The following is a 26,687-nucleotide window of genomic DNA, read 5'->3' as shown; positions in this document are numbered from 1 at the left end:
GATGGCCGACCATCTCGACCTGCGTACGGTAGGCGACCTGCTCCACCACTATCCGCGGCGGTACGCCGAGCGCGGGGAGCTGACCGCCCTCGCCGATCTGCCCCTGGACGAGCACGTCACGGTCGTCGCGCAGGTGGCCGACGCCCGGGTGCTGACCTTCAACAAGGGCGGACGGGGCAAGGGACAGCGGCTCGAGGTCACGATCACCGACGGCAGCGGCCGGATGCAGCTGGTCTTCTTCGGCCGGGCGGTCTTCTTCCACCAGAAGGAGCTGCTGCCGGGCCGGCGCGGCATGTTCGCCGGCAAGGTCGGGGTCTTCAACCGCAAGCTCCAGCTTTCCCACCCCGAGTACAAACTCCTGGACGCCGACAGCAGCGACGAGACGGTCAAGGCGTTCGCGAGCGAGCTGCTGCCCATCTATCCCGCCTGCAAGCAGCTGGAGTCCTGGACCATCGAGCAGTCGGTCTCCATCGTCCTGGACTCCATGGCCGCCACCGGCTGGGCCGGGCTCGCCGACCCCCTGCCGCCCGCCCTGCGCGAGGGCCGCGGTCTCGCCGCCCTGCCCGAGGCGCTCCAGAAGGTGCACCGCCCCCACACCAAGGCGGACATCGAGGACGCCCGGCAGCGGCTGAAGTGGGACGAGGCGTTCGTCCTCCAGGTCGCCCTCGCCCGCCGGCGCTTCGCCGACACCCAACTGCCCGCCGTCGCCCGCCGTCCCGTCCCGGACGGCCTCCTCGACACCTTCGACGCCAAACTCCCCTTCACCCTCACCGACGGCCAGCAGAAGGTCTCGAAGGAGATCTTCGACGACCTCGCCACCGAGCACCCGATGCACCGGCTCCTCCAGGGCGAGGTCGGATCCGGAAAGACGATGGTCGCCCTGCGGGCGATGCTCGCCGTCGTCGACGCCGGGGGACAGGCCGCCATGCTCGCCCCCACCGAGGTCCTCGCCCAGCAGCACCACCGGTCGATCACCGAGATGATGGGCGAACTCGCCGAGGGCGGCCTGCTCGGCGGCTCCGAGCACGCCACCAAGGTCGTGCTGCTCACCGGCTCCATGGGCGCCGCCGCCCGCCGCCAGGCCCTGCTCGACCTCGTCACCGGCGAGGCCGGGATCGTCATCGGCACCCACGCCCTCATCGAGGACAAGGTCCGGCTCCACGACCTGGGCCTGGTCGTCGTCGACGAGCAGCACCGCTTCGGTGTGGAGCAGCGCGACGCCCTTCGAGGCAAGGGGCACTCCCAGGGGGAGAAGCGGACGCCCCACCTGCTGGTCATGACGGCCACACCCATCCCGCGCACGGTCGCCATGACCGTCTTCGGCGACCTGGAGACCTCCGTCCTGGACCAGCTGCCCGCCGGGCGCTCGCCGATCGCCAGTCATGTCGTCCCCGCCGCCGACAAGCCGCACTTCCTCACGCGCGCGTGGGACCGCGTCCGCGAGGAGGTGGAGAACGGCCATCAGGCGTACGTAGTCTGCCCTCGCATCGGCGACGGCGAGGACGACCCGAAGGCCAAGAAGAAGTCCACCCCCGAGGACGAGGCGGAGAAGCGCCCGCCGCTCGCCGTCCTCGACGTCACCGAGAAGCTGAGGGCCGGCCCGCTCGCCGGGCTGCGCGTCGAGGTCCTGCACGGCCGGATGCACCCCGACGACAAGGACGACGTCATGCGCCGCTTCGCCGCCGGCGAGGTCGACGTCCTCGTCGCCACCACCGTCATCGAGGTCGGCGTCAACGTCCCCAACGCCACCGCCATGGTGATCATGGATGCCGACCGGTTCGGCGTCTCCCAGCTCCACCAGCTCCGCGGCCGCGTCGGCCGCGGCTCCGCCCCCGGCCTGTGCCTCCTGGTCACCGAGATGCCCGAGGCGAGCCCCGCCCGGCAGCGCCTCGGCGCCGTCGCTTCCACCCTCGACGGCTTCGAACTCTCCCGGATCGACCTCGAACAGCGCCGCGAGGGCGACGTCCTCGGCCAGGCCCAGTCCGGCGTCCGCTCCTCGCTGCGGATGCTCACCGTCATCGACGACGAGGACGTCATCACGGCCGCCCGCGAGGAGGCCACCGCGGTCGTCCTCGCCGACCCGGAGCTCACCGCCCACCCCGAGCTGCGCACGGCCCTCGACGCCCTCCTCGACAAGGAGCGGGAGGAATTCCTGGAGAAGGGATGACCCGGACTACCCTCTAACGTATTGCGTACGCAATACGTTGAAGAGGGAGAACGAGGCCACCATGACCCGCGTGATCGCCGGCACCGCCGGCGGGCGCCGACTGGCCGTGCCGCCGGGCAACGGCACCCGCCCCACCTCCGACCGGGCACGCGAGGGCCTCTTCTCCACCTGGGAGTCCCTCCTCGGCACCCTCGACGGCGTCAGGGTCGCCGACCTCTACGCGGGCTCGGGCGCCGTCGGTCTGGAGGCGCTCTCCCGGGGCGCCGCCCACGCCCTCCTGGTCGAAGCCGACGCACGAGCCGCGAAGACCGTCCGTGAGAACATCCGCTCCCTCGGACTGCCCGGCGCCGAACTCCGTACCGGCAAAGCGGAACAGATCGTCACCGGCCCGCCCCCCGCGGCCCCTTACGACCTGGTCTTCCTGGACCCGCCGTACGCCGTCTCGGACGACGATCTTCGCGAGATCCTCCTCACACTCCGCTCCGGGGGCTGGATCGCGGACGCTGCCCTCGTCACCGTGGAGCGCAGCACCCGAGGCGGGGAATTCGGCTGGCCGGCCGGTTTCGAGTCACTGCGAGCCCGTCGCTACGGCGAGGGAACGTTTTGGTACGGTCGCGCCGCCTCTACGTGCGAAGACGCACGATGACCGGACCGGAGAGCGAGGGACCCAAGTTGCGCCGCGCCGTCTGTCCGGGGTCATTCGACCCCATCACCAACGGACATCTCGACATCATCGCCCGCGCCTCCAAGCTGTACGACGTCGTACACGTCGCGGTGATGATCAACCAGTCCAAGAAGGGGCTGTTCACCGTCGACGAGCGGATCGAGCTGATCCGCGAGGTGACCGCCGACTTCGGAAACGTCGAGGTCGAGTCCTTCCACGGCCTCCTCGTCGACTTCTGCAAGCAGCGCGACATCCCGGCCATCGTCAAAGGCCTCCGCGCGGTCAGCGACTTCGACTACGAGCTGCAGATGGCGCAGATGAACAACGGCCTCTCGGGCGTCGAGACCCTGTTCGTCCCCACCAACCCCACCTACAGCTTCCTGTCGTCCTCCCTGGTCAAGGAGGTCGCCGCCTGGGGCGGCGACGTCTCCCACCTGGTGCCCGAGGCCGTACTCGGACGGCTCACCGAGCGCCTCGCCCAGCAGCGCGGCGGGCAGTGACCACGCGCCACCGCCGCTGACAGACCGTCACCCGGTGTCGGACGGGGGACGACTGCCCTTACAGTCGTCCCGTCCGTCTTCATTCAGCTGTAGAGAGTGGCGAGCACCCGGTGGACGTGCAGAAGAAGCTCGACGAGATCGTTTCGACGGTCGCCAACGCCCGCTCCATGCCCATGTCGGCATCCTGCGTGATCAACCGCGCCGAGCTGCTCGCCATGCTCGAAGAGGTACGGGAGGCCCTCCCGGGCTCCCTCGCCCAGGCCCAGGAGCTCCTCGGCGGGCGGGAACAGATGGTCGAGCAGGCCCGTCAGGAGGCCGAGCGGATCATCGAGGCCGCCCACGCCGAGCGCGGCTCCCTGATCTCCGACACGCAGGTCGCCCGTCAGTCCCAGGACGAGGCCGACCGGATCCTCGCCGAGGCCCGCCGCGAGGCCGAGGAGATCCGCGCCGAGGCCGACGACTACGTCGACTCCAAGCTCGCCAACTTCGAGGTCGTCCTCAACAAGACCATCGGCTCCGTCGACCGCGGCCGCGAGAAGCTCCTCGGCCGGGGCCCGGGTCTGGACGAGCAGGGGTACGCCGACGAGGACGCCCCCGAGTACAGCTCGGACCCGCAGACCCTGATCCACCGGGCCGACGCGTACGTCGACGCCAAGCTGGGCGCCTTCGAGGCCGTGCTGTCCAAGACCTTGGAGGCGGTCGGCCGGGGCCGGCAGAAGCTGCACGGCAGGATCGCCACCGACGACCTCGGCGCCCACATGGCGGCCCAGGACGCCGCCGGCGGCGTGGTGCACACCAGCGACGCCGACTATCTGGCCGGGCTCGCGGAGCTGGCCGACCCGGAGCCGGTGCGGCAGTACGTCCCGCAGGAGGCCCCGCAGCCCCCGCAGCAGGCCCCGCAGATCCCGGCCCAGCAGCCCGATCCGTACGGCTACCAGCAGCCCCAGGAGGCGTACGCGTACCAGGGGCAGGATCCGTACGCGTACCAGAACCAGGACCCGTACGCGTACCAGCAGCAGTACGCGTACGACCAGCAGCCGCAGGCCCAGCAGCACCAGCAGCAGGTCCAGCAGCCGCAGGCCGCCGCTCTCGACGAGACCAGCTTCTTCGACACCAGCATGATCGACCTGGAGCAGCTGCGCCGGTACGAGCAGGGGCACTGAACCCCGGTGCGGCACGGGCCCGGATTGGGCCCTGAGCGAAGCGTCCAGTATCCTGGCTCTTCGGTCGCGCGTATGCCCGCGATCCATGCTGCCCGCTTCGTCTCTCGATTCGAACACGGCAGCCCTCTCACGATCCGAAAGCAGGAAGAGCCCTGAGTACGCGCCTCGACCACCGCAATCCCCTCGTGTTCGACACACACGAGCTGGGGCGGCGTCCTGGTGCCCTGCAGCGGCTCTCCCGTTCGGTCGCGGCCCCCGCCGACTTCGGTGTCGAAGGGGTCGTCGGCGTGCCGGAAGGCGCGCCCGTGGAGATCGAGCTCCGTCTCGAGTCGGTCATGGAAGGGGTGCTTGTCACAGGCACCGCCCGTGCATCGGCCGAGGGGGAGTGCGTAAGGTGTCTGGAGCCCGTCGAGCTGGAGCTCGACGTGGACTTCCAGGAGATGTTCTCGTACCCCGACTCCGACGACCGGGGCCGCTCCAAGGCGGCCGCGGGCGACGAAGCCGAGGAAGACGAGGACATGATCCCCCTCGAGGACGGCATGTTCGACCTCGAACCCGTGCTGCGTGATGCGGTGGTGCTCGCACTGCCGATGCAGCCGGTGTGCCGGGAGGACTGTGCGGGTCTGTGTTCCGAATGTGGAACCAACCTGAACGACAATCCGGACCACCACCATGACGCCGTCGACATCCGTTGGGCGGCACTGCAGGGACTCGCCGGTTCGCTGGGAACCGGGGAGAAGGACAACATGAGCGGCGCCGAAGCGGGCGTCGACGAGAAGCAGGAGAAGTAGCCGTGGCTGTTCCGAAGCGGAAGATGTCGCGCAGCAACACGCGCCACCGCCGGTCGCAGTGGAAGGCTGCGGTCCCCACCCTGGTTTCGTGTGAGCGTTGCCAGGAGCCGAAGCAGCAGCACATCGCGTGCCCGAGCTGCGGCACCTACAACAAGCGCCAGGTCCTCTCGGTCTGAGTGGCTGGTGAGAGGCGCAATGTCTGAGTCCCACAAGACGGACAACAAGACGGACAATGCCTCGTCCCACACGCTTCTGGAAGGGCGGCTCGGGTATCAGCTCGAGTCCGCCCTTCTGGTGCGTGCGCTGACGCATCGCTCGTACGCGTACGAGAACGGCGGTCTGCCCACCAACGAGCGTCTGGAGTTCCTCGGGGACTCCGTGCTCGGACTGGTGGTCACGGACACGCTGTACCGCACCCACCCCGACCTGCCCGAGGGCCAGCTGGCCAAGCTGCGGGCCGCGGTGGTCAATTCTCGTGCGCTGGCGGAGGTCAGCCGCGGCCTCGAACTCGGCTCCTTCATCCGGCTCGGCCGGGGCGAAGAGGGCACGGGTGGCCGGGACAAGGCGTCCATCCTCGCCGACACCCTTGAAGCGGTGATCGGCGCGGTCTACCTCGACCAGGGCCTCGACGCGGCGTCCGAGCTGGTGCACCGGCTCTTCGACCCGCTGATCGAGAAGTCCTCGAACCTCGGTGCGGGACTGGACTGGAAGACCAGCCTCCAGGAGCTCACCGCGGCCGAGGGCCTGGGGGTTCCGGAGTACCTCGTCTCCGAGACGGGCCCGGATCACGAGAAGGTCTTCACTGCTGCCGCCCGCGTCGGTGGTGTCTCGTACGGCACCGGCACCGGCCGCAGCAAGAAGGAAGCGGAGCAGCAGGCCGCGGAATCCGCGTGGCGTGCGATCCGCTCGGCCGCGGACGAACGCCTGGCGGCGGCGAAGGCCGCGGCCGAGGCGGGAACGGAAGAGAGCGCCGACGTCTCTTCCACCGCGGACCAGGCTTCGGCCTGAGACCACCGCTTCCTGACGACCCCGCCCGGGGCCCTGAACAGGGTCCCGGGCGGGGTCGTTCTCCGTTGTTGTCCGTCGTTCTCCGCCCGGGCCCCTCGCCCGGGCCCCTCGCCCGGGCGGAGACCGTCCGAGCGGTAGGCTTCGGACATCGTTTCCCGTACCCCTTCCGGAGGAGCCCCGTGCCCGAGCTGCCCGAGGTCGAGGTCGTGCGGCGCGGTCTCGAGCGCTGGGTCGCCGGGCGGACCGTGGGCGAGGTCGAGGTCCTGCATCCACGGGCGGTGCGGCGGCACCCGGCCGGCGGGGAGGACTTCGCCGCGCGGCTCAAGGGGCACCGGTTCGGGACCGCCCGGCGGCGCGGCAAGTACCTCTGGATCCCGCTCGCCGACTCCGACGCCTCCGTCCTCGGCCATCTCGGCATGAGCGGCCAGCTGCTCGTCCAGCCGGAGACGGCGCCGGACGAGAAGCATCTGCGCATCCGCGTCCGCTTCGACGACGATCTCGGCACCGAGCTGCGCTTCGTCGACCAGCGGACCTTCGGCGGACTCTCGCTCCACGAGAACACGCCGGACGGCCTGCCCGACGTCATCGCCCACATCGCGCGCGACCCGCTGGACCCGGCGTTCGACGACGCCGCCTTCCAGGCCGCGCTGCGCCTGCGCCGTACGACCATCAAGCGCGCGCTGCTCGACCAGTCGCTGATCAGCGGGGTCGGGAACATCTACGCCGACGAGGCGTTGTGGCGGGCCAGGCTGCACTACGAACGCCCGACCGCGAGCCTGACCCGCCCCCGCTCGGCCGAGCTGCTCGGCCATGTACGCGACGTGATGAACGCGGCGCTCGCGGCCGGCGGGACCAGCTTCGACAGCCTGTACGTCAACGTGAACGGCGAATCCGGCTACTTCGACCGTTCCCTGGACGCGTACGGCCGCGAGGACGAGCCGTGCCGGCGCTGCGGTACGCCGATGCGCCGCCGCCCCTGGATGAACAGGTCCAGCTACTTCTGCCCGCGCTGCCAGCGCCCGCCGCGCGCCACCCTCTGAGGAGCGCCGGGCGTCACGTCGCGACGGGCACGCTCGGCACGCGCGCCGCGTCGTAGCTCTCGCGCGCCGACAGCACCTGCGGCATCCGCCCCTCGACCAGGTCGATCAGCCGGCGCAGCTGCTCCGCGATCTCCCGGCCCAGCGGCGTCAGCCGGTAGTCCACCCGCGGCGGATTGGTCGGCTGTGCCTCGCGGTGGACGAGCCCGTCACGCTCCAGCGCATGCAGGGTCTGCGCCAGCATCTTCTCGCTCACGCCATCGACCCGGCGGCGCAACTCATTGAAGCGGAACGTGCCCTCGTACAGCGCCCCGAGGGTGAGCGAACCCCAGCGCCCGGTCACATGCTCCAACGTCTCGCGCGAGGCGCAGGCCCGGGCGAACACGTCGAACACGAGGTCGTCAGTCATCCCTCCACGATACGCGCGAAGCGCTGCGTCCAGGAGTGCGCTCACTCAGGGATTGCGCTCCGGAGAGGTGGCCGGCGCTCTCACCGAGGGCGGCTACGGCTCAGAAGCCGAAGTCCTGGGTCCACCAGGGGCCGCCGTCCGCGAAGTGCACCCCGACGCCCAGCGACTTGTAGTCGCAGTTCAGGATGTTCGCGCGGTGGCCGTCGCTGTTCATCCAGGACGACATCACGGCCGCGGCGTCCACCTGCCCGCGGGCGATGTTCTCACCGCCCATGCCTGATATGCCCGCCTTGGCCGCTCGGTCCCACGGCGTCGCGCCGTCCGGGTCCGTGTGGTCGAAGAAGCCGCGCCGTGCCATGTCCTCGCTGAAGGCGTCGGCCAGCTCCGCCAGCTCCGCGTCGGAGCGCACGGGGACACAGCCGACCTTGGCCCGCTCCTGGTTGACCAGGCGGACCACCTCCGCCGCGGTGGCCGCGTCACGGCTCACCGGCGCCGGGGCCTCGGTCCGCACGACCGGCTTCTCGGTCGTGGGCGCCGGCTTCGGCTTGAGCTTGGGCTTCGCCGTCCTCACCGTCTTCGACGGCTGAGGGGAGGGCTTCTTCGGCGTCGGGGAGGCCGTCGTCTTCGACGGGGTGGGCGACGGCTTCGCCGACGCCTTCGCCGACGGCGAGGCACTCTTCCCGGCAGCGCCCGTACCCGCACCCTTGCTCGCGCTCGCCGTGGGGGAGGAGGACCGGTCGGACGGTGTCGCCGAGGCGCCGCCCTGCGTCGTCAGCTCAGGAGCCTGCTGGGACTGGGGCTGTGAGTGCGACCGGGTCTCGCCCGAGCCCGCGCTGCCGACGGTGTACGTGTCCCCACCCGGCAGCAGACCCGAGGCGACGGCGACCGCGCCCACCGCCACGGCGGCGGAGGCGCCGAGCAGCCCGGTGCGCACGGGCGCGCCCCGCTTCTTGGGGCGGGCACCCCTGTGCCGGCGGTCCCCGTCCGCCGCGTAGCCTTCTGCGGCGGGCGCGGCGCCGGAGCGACGATGGCGTCCCATCTGCTCTGCCTTCCTGACGACCTGTGCTGTGCTCTTTGCTGATCTTTGCTTCTGTGGAGCCTGTCGAAGGGGACTCGCCCATGTGGGTGAGTCTCATTCGGTCGGGACTGTACGCCATGACGCGCGGGGGCGGTGCCCTTCCGCGGTGATCGGCCCGTTAGCGTGCAGCCATGAACGAAGACGTACGGCTCACCGCCTGGGTGCGCGGCCGAGTACAGGGAGTGGGCTTCCGCTGGTTCACCAGGGCAAACGCGCTGGAGATCGGCGGCCTGGTCGGATTCGCGCTCAATCTCGACGACGGACGGGTGCAGGTCGTCGCCGAAGGGCCGAGTGAGAATTGCCACCGTCTGCTCGACTGGCTCCGCTCCGACGACACACCCGGGCGCGTCGACGGAGTCACTGAGATCTGGGACACCCCGCGCGGCGGCTACGACGGCTTCGCGATCCGCTGACGATCGTTTTCGCCCACTCCGCCCGGTGGTCCGCCCGACCGCCGGGCGGACGTTCGAGCAACATCCCTTGACGGGGAAATGACCAGGTGGTTGCCGAGAAGGGCTTGCCTTGTCCGGCCGCACGAGGAAGGATGATCTCCACAGCCCCAGAGGCACCGATGTCGCGAGGCCCGCCGCATGTTCTGCGGCCGTGGCCCCCCGGTCGCCCCTTGATGCGGGGCGTGATCGTGTTGACCGTCAAACTTTTTGGTGAGACTCTGGAAGCCCCGCGCACCTTAGCTGTTTGGCAGTGAGAACCGGCACGACAAGAAGTACTGCCGAGCACCGCGGGTGCGAATCCCTCACGACCCACACCGCATCGGTCGGTCACTCATTGTGGAGGACCATCCATCATGGCAAAGGCGCTTCTCGGTTACGTCGGCGGCTCCGACCCGCGACTCCTCGCCGAGATGCGACGGCTTCAGCAGCGCGTCCAGGACCTCGAGTCCGAGCTTGTACGGATTCAGTCCGAGAACGACGCGCTCAACGCTGCCGCCGCACAGCACGGAGAGTCGCTGCTCGACCGCATGGACCTCGACGTACCCCAGGCGGAGCCTGCGCTCACCTGATGTCCCAGCCCGCAGGGGCCAGGTGAGAAACACTCTCGCTGGCACAGCCAGATATGCAAGGGACGCTTCGGCGTCCCTTCTTTCTTGCGTCCCCCATGTCCCACCCCTTGTCTTGAGTGAGGGTGTGCCCTGCACCTTCAGGGGCGAAACGCACGCGCCCGGGTAGAGTCCGGGGGCGTGCATCTCAAGGCCCTGACACTCCGCGGTTTCAAGTCGTTCGCCTCCGCCACCACGCTGCGGTTCGAACCCGGAATCACCTGTGTCGTGGGCCCCAACGGATCCGGCAAGTCCAACGTCGTGGACGCGCTGTCCTGGGTCATGGGAGAGCAGGGCGCCAAGTCGCTGCGCGGCGGCAAGATGGAGGACGTCATCTTCGCCGGAACGACCGGGCGGCCGCCGCTCGGCCGCGCCGAGGTCTCGCTGACCATCGACAACTCCGACGGCGCGCTGCCCATCGACTACGCCGAGGTCACCCTCACCCGGATCATGTTCCGGGGCGGCAGCAGCGAGTACCAGATCAACGGCGACACCTGCCGGCTCCTCGACATCCAGGACCTGCTCTCCGACTCCGGCATCGGGCGCGAGATGCACGTGATCGTCGGCCAGGGACAGCTCGACTCCGTCCTGCACGCCGACCCGATGGGGCGTCGCGCCTTCATCGAGGAGGCGGCCGGCGTCCTCAAGCACCGCAAGCGCAAGGAGAAGGCGCTGCGGAAGCTGGACGCGATGCAGGCCAACCTCGCGCGCGTGCAGGACCTCACCGACGAACTGCGGCGCCAGCTCAAGCCCCTCGGCCGGCAGGCGGCTGTCGCCCGCCGCGCCGCGGTCATCCAGGCCGACCTGCGCGACGCGCGGCTGCGGCTGCTCTCCGACGATCTCGTACGGCTCCAGGAGGCGCTGAAGGCCGAGGTCGCCGACGAGGCCGCGCTCAAGGAACGCAAGGAGAGCGCCGAGGCCGAGCTGCGGGCCGCGCTCGCCAAGGAGGCGGACCTGGAGGACGAGGTGCGGCGGCTCGCCCCGCGCCTTCAGCGGGCCCAGCAGACCTGGTACGAACTCTCCCAGCTCGCCGAGCGGGTGCGCGGCACGGTCTCGCTCGCCGACGCGCGCGTGAAGAGCGCCACCGCCCAGCCGCCGGAGGAGCGTCGCGGACGCGATCCGGAGGACATGGAGCGCGAGGCGGCCCGTATCCGCGAGCAGGAGGCCGAACTGGAGGCCGCGCTGGAGGCGGCCGAGCGGGCTCTCGAGGACACCGTCGCGCACCGCGCCGAGCTGGAACGCGAGCTGGCGGTGGAGGAGCGACGGCTCAAGGACGTGGCCCGGGCCATCGCCGACCGGCGCGAGGGGCTCGCCCGGCTGCACGGCCAGGTCAACGCGGCCCGCTCGCGTGCCGCGTCCGCCCAGGCCGAGATCGACCGGCTCGCGGCCGCGCGCGACGAGGCGCGGGAGCGGGCGACCCAGGCTCAGGAGGAGTACGAGCAGCTCAAGGCCGAGGTCGACGGGCTCGACGCGGACGACACCGAGCTGGGAGAGCGGTACGAGGCCGCCCGCCGGGACCTCGCCGAGGCGGAGGCCACCCTGACGGCCGCCCGGGAGGCCGCCACCGCCGCCGACCGCAGCCGCGCGGCGACCCGCGCCCGGCACGAGGCCCTGGCCCTGGGCCTTCGCCGCAAGGACGGGACCGGTGCGCTGCTCGCCGCCCAGGACATCGTCGAGGGCCTCCTCGGCCCCGCGGCGGAACTCCTCACGGTCACACCCGGGTACGAGATTCCCGTCGCCGCCGCCCTCGGCGCCGCGGCCGACGCGATCGCCGTCTCGGGCCCCGCCTCGGCGGCCCAAGCGCTGCGCCTGCTACGCAAGCAGGACGCCGGCCGCGCGTCCCTGCTGCTCACGGGCGCGGAGGCCCACGAGGCCGTCGACTCCGACATCGGCCAGGGCGCGCACGGCGGCTTTCCGTCACCACGCACGGCCATGGCCCCCGAGGACCGGCCGGACGCCGCAGCCGGCGCTGGCCTCGCGGCGTCGGAGACGTACGACCCCGCCGGCGGACGGGAGGCCGGCGCGCAGGGCCCCGTCGCGGCGGAGCCGGGCGACGGCCTCGCCTCCCGGGACGCATTCGGCGGCTTCGCATCGCCGGAGGCGCATCGCCCCGTCGCGGCGGAGCCGGGCGACGGCCTCGCCCCGCGGGACGCGCACGACGGCCTCGCGGCGCGCGAGGCGGACGGCGTCGTCGCCGGACGGGAGCCCCGCGCCCACGGCGCCGCCACGCAGGATGCGCACCCGGGCCCCGCGCTGCGTCGCACGCCCGCCGTCTCCTTCGTGCGCGGGCCCGAGGAGATCATGGGTGCCGTGCGGCGCCTGCTCGACGGGATCGTGGTGGTCGGGAGCCTGGAGGAGGCCGAGGAGCTCGTTCGTGTCCGGCCGCGGCTGACCGCTGTCACCGCCGAAGGGGACCTGCTCGGGGCGCACTTCGCGCAGGGCGGCTCCGCCGGGGCGCCGAGTCTGCTCGAAGTGCAGGCGTCCGTCGACGAGGCCGCCGCCGAGCTGGCGGAGCTCGACGTGCGCTGCGAAGCGCTGGCGCTGGCCCAGCAGGAGGCCGCCGAACGCCGCCGCGCCGCCGCCGCGCTCGTCGAGGAGCTGGCCGAACGCCGCCGCGCCGCCGACCGCGAGAAGTCCGCCGTGGCGCAGCGGCTCGGCCGCCTCGCGGGCCAGGCCCGCGGCGCCGCCGGCGAGGCCGAGCGGACCGCCGCGGCCGCCGCCCGCGCGCAGGAGGCCCTGGAGAAGGCGCTGTACGAGGCGGAAGAGCTCGCCGAGCGGCTCCTCGTCGCCGAGGAGGCCCCGGCCGACGAGGAGCCCGACACCTCCGTGCGCGACCGGCTCGCCGCCGACGGCGCCAACGCCCGCCAGACGGAGATGGAGGCCCGGCTTCAGCTCCGTACCCACGAGGAGCGGGTCAAGGGTCTCGCCGGCCGCGCCGACTCGCTCGACCGGGGAGCACGCGCCGAACGCGAGGCACGCGCGCGTGCGGAGCAGCGCCGCGCCCGGCTGCGCCACGAGGCCGAGGTCGCCGCCGCCGTCGCCGCCGGAGCCCGGCAGCTGCTGGCCCACATCGAGGTCTCCCTGGTCCGCGCCGAGCAGGAGCGTGCCCTGGCCGAGGCCGCCAAGGGCGCCCGAGAGCAGGGCCTGGCGGCCGCCCGTGCCCGGGGCCGCGACCTGAAGGCCGAGCTCGACAAGCTCACCGACTCCGTCCACCGGGGCGAGGTCCTCGGTGCGGAGAAGCGGCTGCGGATCGAGCAGCTGGAGACCAAGGCCCTGGAGGAGCTCGGCGTCGAGCCGGCCGGCCTGGTCTCCGAGTACGGCCCCCACCAGCTCGTACCGCCGTCGCCGCCCGCCGAGGGCGAGGAGCTTCCCGAGGACCCGGAGCACCCGCGCAATCAGCCGCGCCCCTTCGTCCGTTCGGAGCAGGAGAAGCGGCTCAAGGCCGCCGAGCGGGCGTACCAGCAGCTCGGAAAGGTGAACCCGCTGGCTCTGGAGGAGTTCGCGGCGCTGGAGGAACGCCACCAGTTCCTCTCCGAGCAGCTGGAGGACCTGAAGAAGACGCGAGCCGACCTCCTTCAGGTCGTGAAGGAGGTCGACGTCCGCGTCGAGCAGGTCTTCACCGAGGCGTTCCGGGACACCGCCCGGGAGTTCGAGGGCGTCTTCTCACGTCTCTTCCCGGGCGGCGAGGGGCGGCTGGTCCTGACCGACCCCGACAACATGCTCACCACCGGCGTCGACGTGGAGGCCCGCCCGCCGGGCAAGAAGGTCAAGCGGCTCTCGCTGCTCTCCGGCGGCGAGCGCTCGCTGACCGCCGTGGCGATGCTGGTCTCGATCTTCAAGGCCCGCCCCAGCCCGTTCTACGTGATGGACGAGGTGGAGGCGGCGCTGGACGACACCAATCTCCAGCGGCTGATCCGGATCATGCGGGAGCTCCAGGAGTCCTCGCAGCTGATCGTGATCACCCACCAGAAGCGGACCATGGAGGTCGCGGACGCCCTCTACGGCGTTTCCATGCAGGGCGACGGGGTATCGAAGGTCATCAGCCAGCGGCTGCGCTGACCCTAGTCATTCAAGACTTGAACGCAAGATGACGCGCCGTTGTCTCAAATTCACAAGAGAACAAGTCTTGACTTCGAAACTTGAAGGAATAGTCTCTGCAACGTTGCTTTTACCTTCAAGTGGTGGGCGGCGGGAAGTTGTGCGCCACTTGAAGGGCTCGCCCCCCATGCCCCGGCGACGCTGCCGGAGCCTCCAGGAGTCCATGTGACCAGCACCGCGCAGGCGCCCACGCCGCCGCCTTCCGAAGGCCGAGCCGCCCACCCGGACCACCTCGGCCACGTCATCTTCATCACGGCGTCCGCCGCGATGGGCGGTTTCCTCTTCGGGTACGACAGCTCCGTCATCAACGGCGCCGTCGAAGCCATCCGGGACCGGTACGACATCGGCTCCGGGACGCTCGCCCAGGTCATCGCGATCGCCCTGATCGGCTGTGCCATCGGCGCCGCGACCGCCGGCCGGATGGCCGACAAGATCGGCCGCATCCGCTGCATGCAGATCGCCGCCGTGCTGTTCTCCATCAGCGCCGTCGGCTCGGCCCTGCCCTTCGCCCTCTGGGACCTCGCCTTCTGGCGGATCGTCGGCGGCTTCGCCATCGGCATGGCCTCGGTGATCGGCCCCGCGTACATCGCCGAAGTCGCCCCCGCCGCCTACCGCGGCCGCCTCGGCTCCTTCCAGCAGGCCGCCATCGTCATCGGCATCGCCATCTCCCAGCTGGTCAACTACGGCATCCTGCAGCTGGCCGACGGCGACCAGCGCGGTGAGATCGGCGGCCTCGAAGCCTGGCAGTGGATGCTCGGCGTGATGGTGGTCCCCGCCGTCCTCTACGGGCTGCTCTCCTTCGCCATCCCCGAGTCCCCGCGCTTCCTGATCTCCGTGGGCAAGGTCGACCGGGCCAAGGAGGTCCTGGCCGAGGTCGAGGGCCACAGCGTCAACCTCGACCACCGCGTCGCCGAGATCGAGCTGGCCATGCGCCGGGAGCACAAGTCCACCTTCAGGGACCTGCTCGCCACCGGCCGCCGCTTCAAGCTGCTGCCCATCGTCTGGGTCGGCATCGGACTCTCGGTCTTCCAGCAGCTCGTCGGCATCAACGTCGCCTTCTACTACTCCGCGACGCTCTGGCAGTCGGTCGGCATCGACCCGTCCAGCTCGTTCTTCTACTCGTTCACCACGTCGATCATCAACATCGTCGGCACGGTGATCGCGATGGTCCTGGTCGACCGTGTGGGTCGCAAGCCGCTCGCGCTGGTCGGCTCCATCGGCATGGCCATCGCCCTCGCCTTCGAGGCGTGGGCCTTCTCCGCCGACCTCGTCGACGGCAAGCTCCCCGGCACCGAGGGCGTCGTGGCGCTCGTCGCCGCCCACGTCTTCGTGCTCTTCTTCGCCCTCTCGTGGGGCGTGGTGGTCTGGGTCTTCCTGGGCGAGATGTTCCCCAACCGGATCCGCGCCGCCGCCCTGGGCGTCGCCGCCTCCGCGCAGTGGATCGCCAACTGGGCCATCACCGCGAGCTTCCCGTCCCTCGCGGACTGGAACCTCTCCGGCACCTACATCATCTACACGGTCTTCGCCGTGCTCTCCATCCCCTTCGTGCTGCGGTACGTGAAGGAGACCAAGGGCAAGGCGTTGGAGGAGATGGGCTAATCCCCGCTGCCCCTCTCCTCGATCACGAGAACTGCCCCGGCTCAGGGCCCTATGCCCCGAGCCGGGGCAGTACGTCTTCCCCGAACAGCCGCAGACTCCGCCAGCCCTCGTCGACCGGCATCCCGCCGCACAGCGGATGCAGCACCAGACTGTCCAGCCCGAGAGCCAGACACTCCTCCGGCGTGACGATCCGGTAGACCCCCTCCGCGCGCAGCCCCGCCACCGTCGTCGCCGTCGACCGCACGGCCGAGCGGATGTCCTTCGACTGCCAGGAGGCGTACGTCCGCGCCTCGTGCAGGAAATGCTCCCCGTACAGCTCCCAGGACCGGTCCGGGTCCGCCGAGAGATGCAGCAGCGGCGTCTGGTGCGCCGGCATCATCGTCCAGCCCTCCGTGCCGTACTCCGCGCACAGCCGCTGGTAGTACGCCTCGAGCTCGGGCAGATGGGCGCTCGGGAAGAACGGCAGGCCCAGCCGGGCCGCCCGCCGCGCCGCCGCCTTAGAGGAGCCGCCCACCAGCAGCAGCGGATGCGGCTGGGTGAAGGGCCGCGGAGTGATCCGTACCGTACGGCCCTGATACGTGAAGGGCTCACCGGACCACGCCCGCAGCAGGGTCTCCAGGAGCAGGTCCTGCAGCTTGCCGCGCCGGCCCCAGTCGACCCCGCGCTCCTCGTACTCCTCGGGCCGGTAGCCGATGCCCGCCACCGTCACCAGCCGGCCCCCGCTCAGCAGGTCGAGGACCGCGATCTCCTCGGCCAGCCGCAGCGGGTCGTGCAGCGGACCGATGGCGGCGGACACGGTGACCGCGATCCTCCTCGTCGCCCCGAACACGGCGCCGGCGAAGGCGAAGGGGGAGGGGATCCAGTTGTTCGCGGCCCCGTGGTGCTCCTCGGTCTGGACCGTGTCGATCCCGTGCCCGTCGGCGTAGGCGGCCATGGCGAGAGCGGCGCGGTAGCGCTCCGAGAGGGACTCGGGGGTCGCGCGGGGATCGACGAGGTTGAACCGTACGACTGTGAAGGGCATGGGAAGTCCCCCTCCGCGGGCGGGCAAGCGTGGAAGCCGGCGAAGGGGGACGTTATCTGACGCAGCGTCAGATGGAAACAGTCTCGCGGACCTCGACGGGCTCCGCCGGCACCCCGGCGGACGTCCGCGGCAGCACGGCGTACAGCGCACCCGCGACCACGATCGTCGCCGCCCAGCCGAGCCCGTTCTCACCGATCCACGAGGACGCCAGCGGGCCGGAGAACCAGTCGACCTTGGTGAACAGCAGACCCGCCACCAGCGCCACGGCCCAGGCCGTCATCGCCTGCCAGGCGAAACCGCCCCGGTACCAGTAGGCACTCGTCCTCGTGGTGTCCATCAGAGCCGCCCCGTCGTACGACCGACGGCGCAGCATGTCGACGCCGAAGACGCCGATCCACGCGGAGAACGCCACCGCGAGCAGCGTCAGGAACGAGATGAACGAACCGATGAAGCTCGTCGCCACCACCATCAGCAGGAAGCCGAAGACCAGGCTGATCACGGCGTTCACACTGACCGCCGCGGCGCGCGACACCTTGATCCCCAGCGTCTGAGCGGTGAACCCGGCCGAGTACATCGACATCGAGTTGATCAGCAGCATCCCGATCAGCGCGATGAGCAGGTACGGGACGGAGATCCAGGCCGGCAGCAGCTCGCCGATGAACGACACCGGGTCCTGCGCCGAGGCGAGACCGGGCGTCGCCACCGCCATCACCGCGCCCATCAGCACCATCGGCAGGACGACGATCCCGGCGCCGCCGATCGTGGAACCGACCATCGCCCTGGCGGAGGCGGTACGCGGGAGGTAGCGGGTGAAGTCCGGCCCCGAGGGGACCCAGCTGATGCCACCCGCCGCGATGGTGCCGATGCCCGCGATCATCATCGCCGTCGAACCGGCCGGCTTGTCGAAGACCGCCGACCAGTCGGTGTCGGCGATCAGATAGACCAGCACGAGCACCGAGAACGCGCCGAACAGATACGTCGACCACTTGCTGCACACCCGCAGCGCGTTGATGCCGAGCCCGGAGACCAGGAACGTACAGGCGACGAAGAGCAGCAGCGTGACGACGATCAGCAGCGTGTTCGACTCGATCCCGAAGAGCAGGTCGAGCACGGTCAGCACGGCATAGGCGCCGGTGACCGCGTTGATGGTCTCCCAGCCCCAACGGGCCACCCAGATCAACGAGCCGGGGAAGAGGTTCCCCCGCTGTCCGAAGACGGCCCGCGACAGCGCCATGCCCGGCGAGCCGCCGCGCTTCCCCGCGATCGAGATCAGCCCGACGATCCCGTACGACAGGACCGGCGCCGCGATCGCGACGACCAGCACCTGCCAGAAGTTCAGACCGTTGAAGACGATCAGGCCGGCGCCCATCGTGAGAAGAAGCACACTGATGTTGGCGGCGACCCAGGTCGGGAAAAGCTCGCGCACACGGCCCGTGCGCTCGGCGTCGGGGACGGGTTCGAGACCTCGGGTCTCCATCGCGCCGTCGTTCGTCGCGCCTTCGGCTTCGGAGGCGTGGGGCATGGGGGTACTCCGTACAGATGTGGGGGACCCACCCAGCGTACGTGCTCCTCCTTCGGTCCGGTCGTGGCCGATACTGGACGGGTTATGGAACTCATCCTTGCTGTAGTCATCGCTCTCGTCGTCGCGGTCGCCGTGACCAGCGGGCTCGTGATCAGCGGCCGCAAGAAGAAGCAGCTGCCGCCGGCCGAGGCGCCGTCCACCACGCCGACCATCACCGCTCCGCCCGCCGAACCGCATGTCGGCGACGAGGCGGAGACACCGCGGGAAGAACCACGCCGCACGATCGAGGAGGTCGACCTCCCGACCGCCGAGGAGGCCGTCGAGACCCCGGCCGCCCTCGAGGACCCCGTCGTCGCGGAGGCGCCCCCCGCCCCGGAGATCGAGGTGCCCGAGCCGACCGCGGGCCGTCTCGTACGGCTCCGGGCCAAGCTCGCCCGCTCGCAGAACTCGCTCGGCAAGGGGCTGCTCACGCTGCTGTCCCGCGAGCACCTCGACGAGGAGACCTGGGAGGAGATCGAGGAGACCCTCCTCACCGCCGACGTCGGAGTCGCCCCCACCCAGGAGCTCGTCGAGCGGCTGCGCGAGCGCGTCAAGGTGCTCGGCACCCGCACCCCCGACGAGCTGCGCGCGCTGCTCCGCGAAGAGCTCGTCGCGCTGCTCGGCGACTTCGACCGCTCGGTGAAGACCGAGAGCGCCCCGGGCACCCCCGGCGTCGTCATGGTCGTCGGCGTCAACGGCACCGGCAAGACCACCACCACCGGCAAGCTCGCCCGGGTGCTCGTCGCCGACGGCCGCACGGTCGTCCTCGGCGCCGCGGACACCTTCCGCGCCGCCGCCGCCGACCAGCTCCAGACCTGGGGCGAGCGCGTCGGCGCCCGCACCGTGCGCGGCCCCGAGGGCGGCGACCCGGCGTCGATCGCCTTCGACGCGGTCAAGGAGGGCATCGCGGAGGGCGCCGACGTCGTCCTCATCGACACCGCGGGCCGGCTGCACACCAAGACGGGTCTGATGGACGAGCTCGGCAAGGTCAAGCGCGTCGTCGAGAAGCACGGCCCGCTCGACGAGGTCCTGCTCGTCCTCGACGCCACCACCGGCCAGAACGGCCTCGTCCAGGCGCGCGTCTTCGCCGAGGTCGTCGACATCACGGGCATCGTGCTCACCAAGCTCGACGGCACGGCCAAGGGCGGCATCGTCGTCGCGGTCCAGCGCGAGCTGGGCGTCCCGGTCAAGCTGGTCGGCCTGGGCGAGGGCCCGGACGACCTGGCTCCCTTCGAGCCCGGCGCGTTCGTCGACGCCCTGATCGGCGACCAGGCCTAGGCGGCCGGCTACCTGGGCCATGCGAGGGCCTGGGCCTCGGGGCCCGGGCCCTCGCAGGGGTGGTCCGGGTGCCGGGCCTCCGGTGGGGGGCGTCCGGACTGCGTCTCACCGGGCCCACCCGTGGGTGGGCCCGGGGCAGGGGCCCCGCGAGCGCCGCTAGAAGTGCGTGCGGTGGCAGATGTACGCCAGGGTCCCCAGGAGCAGCCGCGCCTGCGGCGGCGCTCCCGCCGTGTCCAGGGTCGGGGGGCGCAGCCAGCGGACCGGGCCCAGGCCGCCGAGGTCCGAGGGCGGCGCGGTGATGTGCGCACCGGGGGCCGGGCAGCGCAGGTCCAGATCGGCGTCGTCCCAGCCCATCCGGTACAGCAGCCCCGGCAGCTCCGCCGCCGCGCCCGGCGCCACGAAGAACTGCGCCCGCCCGGTCGGCGTCACGCACACCGGGCCCAGCGGCAGCCCCATGCGCTCCAGCCGGACCAGCGCCCGCCGGCCCGCCGTCTCGGCCACCTCGATCACGTCGAAGGACCGGCCCACCGGCAGCAGCAGCGCCGCGCCCGGGTACCGCGACCACGTCCGGGTCGCGTCGTCGAGACCCGCTCCCGCCGGGACCTCCTCGGCGAACGGGAGCGGATGCGCCCCCGGGGCCGGACACGACGCGTCCCCGCAGGAGCACCGGCCGGAGACCGCCCGTACTCCCGGGACGACGTCCCAGCCCCACAGTCCGGTGTACTCGGCCACCGCTGTGCACTCCGTGCCGCGGACGCGGCGGCGTGCGCCGGACCGCATCTCACGCATGCCGCCGATCGTGAAGCCCATGCCCCCTCCAACGGGTCGGACGCGCGGGTGGTTACGACCCGGAGTACCGTCGTCACGCTCCGTCGCACTCACTGGGTGTGCGGTCGCGAGTGAGGTGGTGCGGACCGCCGCGCGCGCCTCCTCGCGCTTCGCTCCGCCGACCCGGGTTCGTCGCATGTCAAGTGAATCGTGTTCGGCGGCGGGCGAGTTCATTCGAAGGGGTGGCGAATGGTGGCGTTTCTTGAATCGCTCCCCCGGACGGGTGATCGTAGGGTTACTTTCGGTGCACGAGCCCAAGTATTCGTTGCGTGTGGGTATGCCGGAGGCAACTCGGTTCCCTGTTCGAAGCGGTGCAAGCCCCGGACGGGAGCCGCGACGCACGGCATTCTGATAGTGCTTCGCGCGACAGGACATCAATGTGGATGGGGGCGTTCCAGTGGGCGGCAACGGCGCAGACGGTACGACTGCCGGCAAGCGCCCCAACGAGCAGCTGAGTTCGTGGTTCGTGCGCAGCGGCTGGTCGAAGGGCGAACTCGCGCGCCAGGTGAACCGCAGAGCCCGGCAGATGGGCGCGCACCACATCAGCACCGACACCTCACGGGTACGGCGCTGGCTCGACGGCGAGCAGCCCCGCGAGCCCATCCCGCGGATCCTCTCCGAACTGTTCTCCGAGCGGTTCGGCTCCGTCGTCGCCGTCGAGGACCTCGGACTGCGCACCGCCCACCAGTCGCCCTCCGTCTCCGGCGTCGACCTGCCCTGGGCCGGGCCCCAGACCGTCGCCCTCCTGAGCGAGTTCTCCCGCAGCGACCTGATGCTCGCCCGCCGCGGCTTCCTCGGCACCTCGCTGGCCCTCGCCGCCGGACCCGCCCTCATCGAGCCCATGCAGCGCTGGCTCGTACCAACCCCCGTCGGCGAACCCGAGCCCGTCGAACCGGCCTTCGACACCCGCCGCCCCCACCGGCTCTCCACCGGCGAACTCGACCTCCTCGAATCCACCACGGCCATGTTCCGCCAGTGGGACGCCCAGTGCGGCGGCGGCCTGCGCCGCAAGGCGGTCGTCGGCCAGCTCCACGAGGTCACCGACCTGCTCCAGGAGCCGCAGCCCGCCGCCACCGCCCGACGCCTCTTCAAGTGCGCCGCCGAACTCGCCGAACTCGCCGGCTGGATGAGCTACGACGTGGGCCTGCAGCCCACCGCCCAGAAGTACTTCGTCCTCGCCCTGCACGCCGCCAAGGAGGCCGGGGACAAGCCCCTCGGGTCGTACATCCTCTCCTCGATGAGCCGTCAGATGATCCACCTCGGCAGGCCCGACGACGCCCTCGAACTCATCCATCTCGCCCAGTACGGCAGCCGCGACTGCGCCACCGCCCGCACCCAGTCCATGCTGTATGCGATGGAGGCCCGCGCCTACGCCAACATGGGCCAGCCCAGCAAGTGCAAGCGGGCCGTGCGCATGGCCGAGGACACCTTCGCCGACGTCGGCCTGGACGGCGAGCCCGAGCCCGACTGGATCCGCTTCTTCTCCGAGGCCGAGCTCAACGGCGAGAACTCCCACTCCTACCGCGACCTCGCCTATGTCGCCGGCCGCTCCCCGACGTACGCCTCCCTCGCCGAACCCGTCATGGAGCGGGCCGTCCAGCTCTTCGAGAAGGACCCCGAGCACCAGCGTTCGTACGCACTCAACCTCATCGGCATGGCCACCGTGCACCTCCTCAAGCGGGAGCCGGAACAGTCCGCCCGCCTCGCGGAGAAGGCGCTCGTCGTCGCCAAGAAGGTCCGCTCCGAGCGGGTCAACAACCGGCTCCGCAAGACCGTCGACACGGCCGCCCGCGACTTCGGCGACGTCGCGGAGGTCGTCCGGCTCACCGACCGGCTCACCGCCCTGCTGCCCGAGACCGCCGAGGCGGTCTGACCCCCCGCCGCCCTCGCACGGCCCTTCGAACCCCGGCCGCGACAGACATCCCGTACCGCCCGACTCGGCTCCCCCGCCGCAAGGTCACTGGGACGACTGCCGCGGCCGGTCCACGTCCGCGGACGGGCGCGGGACAGCCGCGGGCAGGGTACGCGCGTTACCTTCCCGTGACACAGCCGTTCACCGTCGCGTAACACGCCCCCTCCCTTCGTCACTGCGTCGAAACATCGTGCGGCATCGACGGAAACCGCGCTGCGCCAACCTCTGGCGCATAACCGGCCAACCTCACGGCCGAAGCCGCTCTCCGGCCCCGCCCCCGCACAGGCCGTACCGACGACGAGGAGACGCCGATGGCACCAGCCATCACGACCCTGGCAGCAGACGCCCCCGAGCTGTCCGCCGCCAACACCGGGTTCATGCTCATCTGCTCCGCCCTGGTCATGCTGATGACCCCGGCCCTCGCCTTCTTCTACGGAGGCATGGTCCGCGTCAAGTCCACCCTCAACATGCTGATGATGAGCTTCATCAGCCTCGGGATCGTCACGATCCTGTGGGTGCTCTACGGCTTCAGCATCGCCTTCGGCACCGACTCCGGATCGGTCATCGGCTGGTCCTCCGAGTACGTCGGCCTCAGCGGCATCGGCGTCACCGAACTGTGGGACGGCTACACCATCCCGGTGTACGTCTTCGCCGTCTTCCAGCTGATGTTCGCCATCCTCACGCCGGCCCTGATCAGCGGCGCCCTCGCCGACCGGGTGAAGTTCACCGCCTGGGCCCTGTTCATCGCCCTGTGGGTCACCGTCGTCTACTTCCCCGTCGCCCACTGGGTGTGGGGCTCCGGCGGCTGGCTCTTCGAGATGGGCGTCATCGACTTCGCCGGCGGTACGGCCGTCCACATCAACGCCGGTGCCGCCGCCCTCGGCGTGATCCTCGTCATCGGCAAGCGCGTCGGCTTCAAGAAGGACCCGATGCGCCCGCACAGCCTCCCGCTGGTCATGCTCGGCGCCGGGCTGCTCTGGTTCGGCTGGTTCGGCTTCAACGCCGGCTCCTGGCTCGGCAACGACGACGGCGTCGGCGCCGTGATGTTCGTCAACACCCAGGTCGCCACCGCCGCCGCCATGCTCGCCTGGCTGGCCTACGAGAAGATCCGCCACGGCTCCTTCACCACCCTCGGAGCCGCCTCCGGCGCGGTCGCCGGTCTGGTCGCGATCACCCCCGCCGGCGGCTCCGTGAGCCCGCTCGGCGCGATCGCCGTCGGCGTCATCGCCGGCCTCGTCTGCGCCATGGCCGTCGGCCTGAAGTACAAGTTCGGCTACGACGACTCCCTCGACGTCATCGGCGTCCACCTCGTCGGCGGTGTCATCGGCTCCCTGCTCGTCGGCTTCTTCGCCACCGGCGGTGTCCAGTCCGACGCCAAGGGCCTCTTCTACGGCGGCGGTCTCGACCAGCTCGGCAAGCAGGCCATCGGCGTCTTCGCCGTCCTCGCCTACTCTCTGATCGCCTCCGCGATCCTCGCGCTGATCATCGACAAGACGATGGGCATGCGGGTCAGCGAGGACGACGAGGTCTCCGGCATCGACCAGGTCGAGCACGCCGAGACCGCGTACGACTTCAGCGGAGCCGGCGGCGGCGCCTCCTCGCGCTCCACCGCCGCCCCCGCCCCCGCCGTCACGCAGACCAAGAAGGTGGACGCATGAAGCTCATCACCGCAGTCGTCAAGCCGCACCGGCTCGACGAGATCAAGGAAGCCCTCCAGGCCTTCGGAGTCCAGGGCCTGACGGTCACCGAGGCCAGCGGCTACGGCCGCCAGCGCGGCCACACCGAGGTCTACCGCGGCGCCGAGTACACCGTCGACCTCGTCCCCAAGATCCGTATCGAGGTCCTGGTCGAGGACGACGACGCCGAACAGCTCATCGACGTCGTGGTCAAGGCCGCCCGCACCGGCAAGATCGGTGACGGAAAGGTGTGGAGCGTGCCCGTCGAGACGGCCGTACGCGTCCGCACCGGCGAGCGCGGGCCGGACGCACTGTAAGCACACGGATAGGAGCCGCTGGGTGACGAGCCTCGATGTGAGTACGCAAGCGGAAGACTCGGGACCCAGCGGTTACGCGGCGGCCCGGCTGCGCCTTCTCGGTGAGAAGGCGCAGTCAGGGCCGCCGCGCCGTTCCGCCCTGTCCCGGCTCACCGACGACTGGCTGACCGGACTGTTCACCGCCGCCAGGCCACCACGGGGGGTGGCTCTCGTCGCCGTCGGCGGCTACGGACGCGGCGAGCTCTCCCCACGCAGCGACCTCGACCTGCTGCTCCTGCACGACGGCACCGCCGACGCGCGTCAGATCGCCGCCCTCGCCGACCGCATCTGGTACCCGGTCTGGGACCTGGGCCTCGCCCTCGACCACTCCGTCCGCACCCCCGCCGAGGCCCGCAAGACCGCCGGGGACGACCTCAAGGTCCAGCTCGGGCTGCTCGACGCCCGGCCCGTCGCCGGCGACCACGGCCTCGTCGCCGGACTGCGCACCGCCGTCCTCGCCGACTGGCGCAACCAGGCGCCCCAACGGCTTCCCGAGCTCGACGCGCTGTGCCGGGAGCGGGCCGAACGGATGGGAGAGCTGCAGTTCCTCCTGGAACCCGATCTGAAGGAGGCCAGAGGCGGCCTCCGCGACGCCCAGGTCCTGCGCGCCGTCGCCGCCTCCTGGCTCGCCGACGCTCCCCGCGACGGCCTGGACGCGGCCCGGCGCCGGCTCCTCGACGCCCGCGACGCCCTCCACCTGGCGACCGGCCGGGCCACCGACCGGCTCGCCCTCCAGGAACAGGACGCGGTCGCCGACGAACTCGGCCTCCTGGACGCCGACACCCTGCTGCGCGAGGTCTACGAGGCCGCGCGGATCATCTCGTACGCCACCGACGTCACCTGGCGCGAGGTCAACCGGGTACTGAAGGCACGCTCCACCCGGCCCCGGCTGCGCACCCTCCTCGGCGGACGGTCGGGCGGCGGAAAACCGCCGGTCGAACGCACCCCACTGGCCGAGGGCGTCGTCGAGATGGACGGCGAGGTCGTCCTCGCCCGCGGCGCCAGGCCCGAACGCGACCCCGTCCTGCCCCTGCGGGCCGCCGCGGCCGCCGCCCAGTCCGGGCTCCCGATCTCCCTGCACGCCGTACGCCGCCTCGCGGCCGCCGCCAAGCCGCTGCCCGTGCCGTGGCCGGCCGAGGCACGCGAGGAGCTGGTCACCCTGCTCGGCGCGGGCGAGGCGACCGTCCCCGTATGGGAGGCGCTGGAGGCCGAAGGACTCATCACCCGGCTCCTGCCCGACTGGGAACGCGTCCGCTGCCGCCCCCAGCGCAACCCCGTCCACACCTGGACCGTCGACCGGCACCTCGTCGAGACGGCCGTACGGGCGTCCTCGCTGACCCGCCGCGTCGGCCGGCCCGACCTGCTCCTCGTCGCCGCGCTGCTCCACGACATCGGCAAGGGCTGGCCCGGCGACCACTCGGTGGCCGGCGAGACCATCGCCCGCGACCTCGCCACCCGCATCGGCTTCGACCGCGCCGACGTGGGCGTCATCGCCACCGTCGTACGCCACCACCTGCTGCTCATCGAGACCGCGACCCGGCGCGACCTGGACGATCCCGCGACCGTCCGGTCGGTCGCCGCCGCCGTCGGCACGCTCGGCACCCTGGAGCTGCTGCACGCCCTCACCGAGGCCGACGCCCTGGCCACCGGCCCGGCGGCCTGGTCCTCCTGGCGCGGCTCGCTCGTCACCGACCTGGTGAAACGGGCCGCGGCCGTCCTGGCGGGGGAACCGGTCGCCGACCCCGAAGCGGCCGAGCCCAGCGCGGAACAGGAACGGCTCGCCGTCGAGGCGCTGCGGACGGGGGAGCCGGTGCTCGCCCTGCACGCCCAGCCGGAGGAGCCCGTGGACCCGGACACCCCCGAGCCCGTGGGCGTCGAACTCCTCATCGCCCTGCCGGAGCGGACCGGGGTCCTGCCCGCGGCGGCCGGCGTCCTCGCCCTGCACCGGCTGACGGTGCGCGCCGCCGACCTGCGCGCCATCGAACTCCCCACTGAACTCGGCGCGGGCGCGGTACTGGTCCTGAACTGGCGGGTCGCGGCGGAGTACGGCTCCCTGCCCGAGGCCACCCGGCTGCGCGCCGACCTCGTACGCGCCCTCGACGGCTCCCTGGACATCCCCGCCCGTCTCGCCGAACGCGAGGCCGCCTACCCCAGGCGCCGCGGGGCCACGGCCCCACCGCCGCGCGTCACCGTCGCCGCCGCCGACTCCCGCCTCGCCACCGTCATCGAGGTCCGCGCCCACGACGCCCCCGGCCTCCTCCACCGCATCGGCCGCGCGCTGGAGGGCGCGGACGTACGGGTCAGGAGCGCCCACGTCTCGACCCTGGGCGCGAACGCGGTGGACACGCTCTACGTCACCCGCCCGGACGGCTCGCTGCTCGCCGACGAGGAGGCGGCGGAGCTGGCGCGGACCCTGGAGAGCGCCCTGCGGTGAGAGCGTGACGGCGCGGCCACGGGCGGGGTGGGGGAATCGCCGCCCGGGCC

At 71.5% G+C, this 26,687-nt stretch carries 22 protein-coding genes; 17 read left to right on the top strand and 5 right to left on the bottom strand.

Annotated features, from left to right (window positions below; all coding sequences use genetic code 11):
- Position 1: 1 nt before the first annotated feature.
- The 8 genes from recG (at position 2) to mutM (ending at position 7,333) form a co-directional block, all read left to right on the top strand.
- Positions 2-2,167: an ATP-dependent DNA helicase RecG gene (recG, locus tag ABZY12_RS25495; protein ID WP_356894208.1), complete on the top strand. Its 2,166-nt coding sequence runs from the start codon at positions 2-4 to the stop codon at positions 2,165-2,167.
- 61 nt (positions 2,168-2,228) lie between these two features.
- Positions 2,229-2,813, top strand: coding sequence for a 16S rRNA (guanine(966)-N(2))-methyltransferase RsmD (gene rsmD / locus ABZY12_RS25490; RefSeq protein ID WP_356894152.1), 585 nt, complete (start codon positions 2,229-2,231; stop codon positions 2,811-2,813).
- A 26-nt stretch (positions 2,814-2,839) separates the two neighbouring features.
- A complete protein-coding gene (gene coaD / locus ABZY12_RS25485) occupies positions 2,840-3,331 on the top strand; it encodes a pantetheine-phosphate adenylyltransferase (protein ID WP_356894206.1) in 492 nt (163 codons plus the stop codon).
- 110 nt (positions 3,332-3,441) lie between these two features.
- Complete coding sequence (locus ABZY12_RS25480) at positions 3,442-4,494, top strand: ATP synthase F0 subunit B (RefSeq protein WP_356894150.1); 1,053 nt, start codon at positions 3,442-3,444, stop codon at positions 4,492-4,494.
- A gap of 185 nt (positions 4,495-4,679) precedes the next feature.
- The gene (locus ABZY12_RS25475) at positions 4,680-5,285 is read left to right on the top strand and encodes a DUF177 domain-containing protein (RefSeq protein WP_356894148.1); all 606 of its coding nucleotides are present in this window, start codon (positions 4,680-4,682) and stop codon (positions 5,283-5,285) included.
- A 2-nt stretch (positions 5,286-5,287) separates the two neighbouring features.
- The gene (gene rpmF, locus ABZY12_RS25470) at positions 5,288-5,461 is read left to right on the top strand and encodes a 50S ribosomal protein L32 (RefSeq protein WP_030496967.1); all 174 of its coding nucleotides are present in this window, start codon (positions 5,288-5,290) and stop codon (positions 5,459-5,461) included.
- A gap of 19 nt (positions 5,462-5,480) precedes the next feature.
- Entirely contained in the window at positions 5,481-6,293 is an 813-nt protein-coding gene (rnc, locus tag ABZY12_RS25465; protein ID WP_356894146.1) for a ribonuclease III, read from the top strand.
- 179 nt (positions 6,294-6,472) lie between these two features.
- On the top strand, positions 6,473-7,333 hold the full coding sequence (mutM, locus tag ABZY12_RS25460) for a bifunctional DNA-formamidopyrimidine glycosylase/DNA-(apurinic or apyrimidinic site) lyase (protein ID WP_356894144.1): 861 nt from the start codon (positions 6,473-6,475) through the stop codon (positions 7,331-7,333).
- A gap of 13 nt (positions 7,334-7,346) precedes the next feature.
- Here the strand turns inward: mutM and ABZY12_RS25455 are convergent, their stop codons facing one another.
- The gene (locus tag ABZY12_RS25455; protein ID WP_356894142.1) at positions 7,347-7,739 is read right to left on the bottom strand and encodes a helix-turn-helix domain-containing protein; all 393 of its coding nucleotides are present in this window, start codon (positions 7,737-7,739) and stop codon (positions 7,347-7,349) included.
- A gap of 100 nt (positions 7,740-7,839) precedes the next feature.
- Positions 7,840-8,778 carry a CAP domain-containing protein gene (locus ABZY12_RS25450; RefSeq protein WP_356894140.1) on the bottom strand — a complete coding sequence of 313 codons (939 nt, stop codon included), beginning with the start codon at positions 8,776-8,778 and terminating at the stop codon, positions 7,840-7,842.
- Between the two features lie 170 nt (positions 8,779-8,948).
- Here ABZY12_RS25450 and ABZY12_RS25445 point away from each other — a divergent pair, with 170 nt between their 5' ends.
- The 4 genes from ABZY12_RS25445 (at position 8,949) to ABZY12_RS25430 (ending at position 15,571) form a co-directional block, all read left to right on the top strand.
- On the top strand, positions 8,949-9,230 hold the full coding sequence (locus tag ABZY12_RS25445; RefSeq protein ID WP_158990922.1) for an acylphosphatase: 282 nt from the start codon (positions 8,949-8,951) through the stop codon (positions 9,228-9,230).
- Positions 9,231-9,622: 392 nt separating this feature from the next.
- Positions 9,623-9,838, top strand: coding sequence for a hypothetical protein (locus ABZY12_RS25440; RefSeq protein WP_356894137.1), 216 nt, complete (start codon positions 9,623-9,625; stop codon positions 9,836-9,838).
- A 177-nt stretch (positions 9,839-10,015) separates the two neighbouring features.
- Positions 10,016-13,933: an AAA family ATPase gene (locus ABZY12_RS25435; protein WP_356894135.1), complete on the top strand. Its 3,918-nt coding sequence runs from the start codon at positions 10,016-10,018 to the stop codon at positions 13,931-13,933.
- A 204-nt stretch (positions 13,934-14,137) separates the two neighbouring features.
- Entirely contained in the window at positions 14,138-15,571 is a 1,434-nt protein-coding gene (locus ABZY12_RS25430; RefSeq protein WP_356894133.1) for a sugar porter family MFS transporter, read from the top strand.
- A gap of 49 nt (positions 15,572-15,620) precedes the next feature.
- Here the strand turns inward: ABZY12_RS25430 and ABZY12_RS25425 are convergent, their stop codons facing one another.
- Positions 15,621-16,592, bottom strand: coding sequence for an LLM class flavin-dependent oxidoreductase (locus ABZY12_RS25425; RefSeq protein WP_356894131.1), 972 nt, complete (start codon positions 16,590-16,592; stop codon positions 15,621-15,623).
- Between the two features lie 67 nt (positions 16,593-16,659).
- Complete coding sequence (locus tag ABZY12_RS25420) at positions 16,660-18,114, bottom strand: cytosine permease (protein WP_356894129.1); 1,455 nt, start codon at positions 18,112-18,114, stop codon at positions 16,660-16,662.
- Between the two features lie 84 nt (positions 18,115-18,198).
- Here ABZY12_RS25420 and ftsY point away from each other — a divergent pair, with 84 nt between their 5' ends.
- Positions 18,199-19,431 (top strand): signal recognition particle-docking protein FtsY, encoded by a 1,233-nt coding sequence (gene ftsY, locus ABZY12_RS25415; RefSeq protein WP_356894127.1) that lies wholly within the window; start codon positions 18,199-18,201, stop codon positions 19,429-19,431.
- 156 nt (positions 19,432-19,587) lie between these two features.
- Here the strand turns inward: ftsY and ABZY12_RS25410 are convergent, their stop codons facing one another.
- Entirely contained in the window at positions 19,588-20,241 is a 654-nt protein-coding gene (locus ABZY12_RS25410) for a bifunctional DNA primase/polymerase (protein WP_356894125.1), read from the bottom strand.
- A 415-nt stretch (positions 20,242-20,656) separates the two neighbouring features.
- Here ABZY12_RS25410 and ABZY12_RS25405 point away from each other — a divergent pair, with 415 nt between their 5' ends.
- The 4 genes from ABZY12_RS25405 to ABZY12_RS25390 all read left to right on the top strand — a co-directional run bounded on the left by ABZY12_RS25405 (position 20,657) and on the right by ABZY12_RS25390 (position 26,637).
- Positions 20,657-22,132 carry a hypothetical protein gene (locus ABZY12_RS25405; RefSeq protein WP_356894123.1) on the top strand — a complete coding sequence of 492 codons (1,476 nt, stop codon included), beginning with the start codon at positions 20,657-20,659 and terminating at the stop codon, positions 22,130-22,132.
- A gap of 350 nt (positions 22,133-22,482) precedes the next feature.
- Positions 22,483-23,829 (top strand): ammonium transporter, encoded by a 1,347-nt coding sequence (locus tag ABZY12_RS25400; RefSeq protein ID WP_356894121.1) that lies wholly within the window; start codon positions 22,483-22,485, stop codon positions 23,827-23,829.
- Positions 23,826-24,164: a P-II family nitrogen regulator gene (locus ABZY12_RS25395; protein WP_101390346.1), complete on the top strand. Its 339-nt coding sequence runs from the start codon at positions 23,826-23,828 to the stop codon at positions 24,162-24,164. Before ABZY12_RS25400 ends, ABZY12_RS25395 begins: the two co-directional genes overlap by 4 nt.
- Before the next feature lie 22 nt (positions 24,165-24,186).
- Positions 24,187-26,637 (top strand): [protein-PII] uridylyltransferase, encoded by a 2,451-nt coding sequence (locus tag ABZY12_RS25390; RefSeq protein ID WP_356894119.1) that lies wholly within the window; start codon positions 24,187-24,189, stop codon positions 26,635-26,637.
- Positions 26,638-26,687 lie beyond the last annotated feature (50 nt).

The organism is Streptomyces sp. NPDC006551, assembly GCF_040611675.1.
Lineage (GTDB): Bacteria > Actinomycetota > Actinomycetes > Streptomycetales > Streptomycetaceae > Streptomyces.
This window is presented reverse-complemented; position numbering and strand designations above follow the sequence as displayed.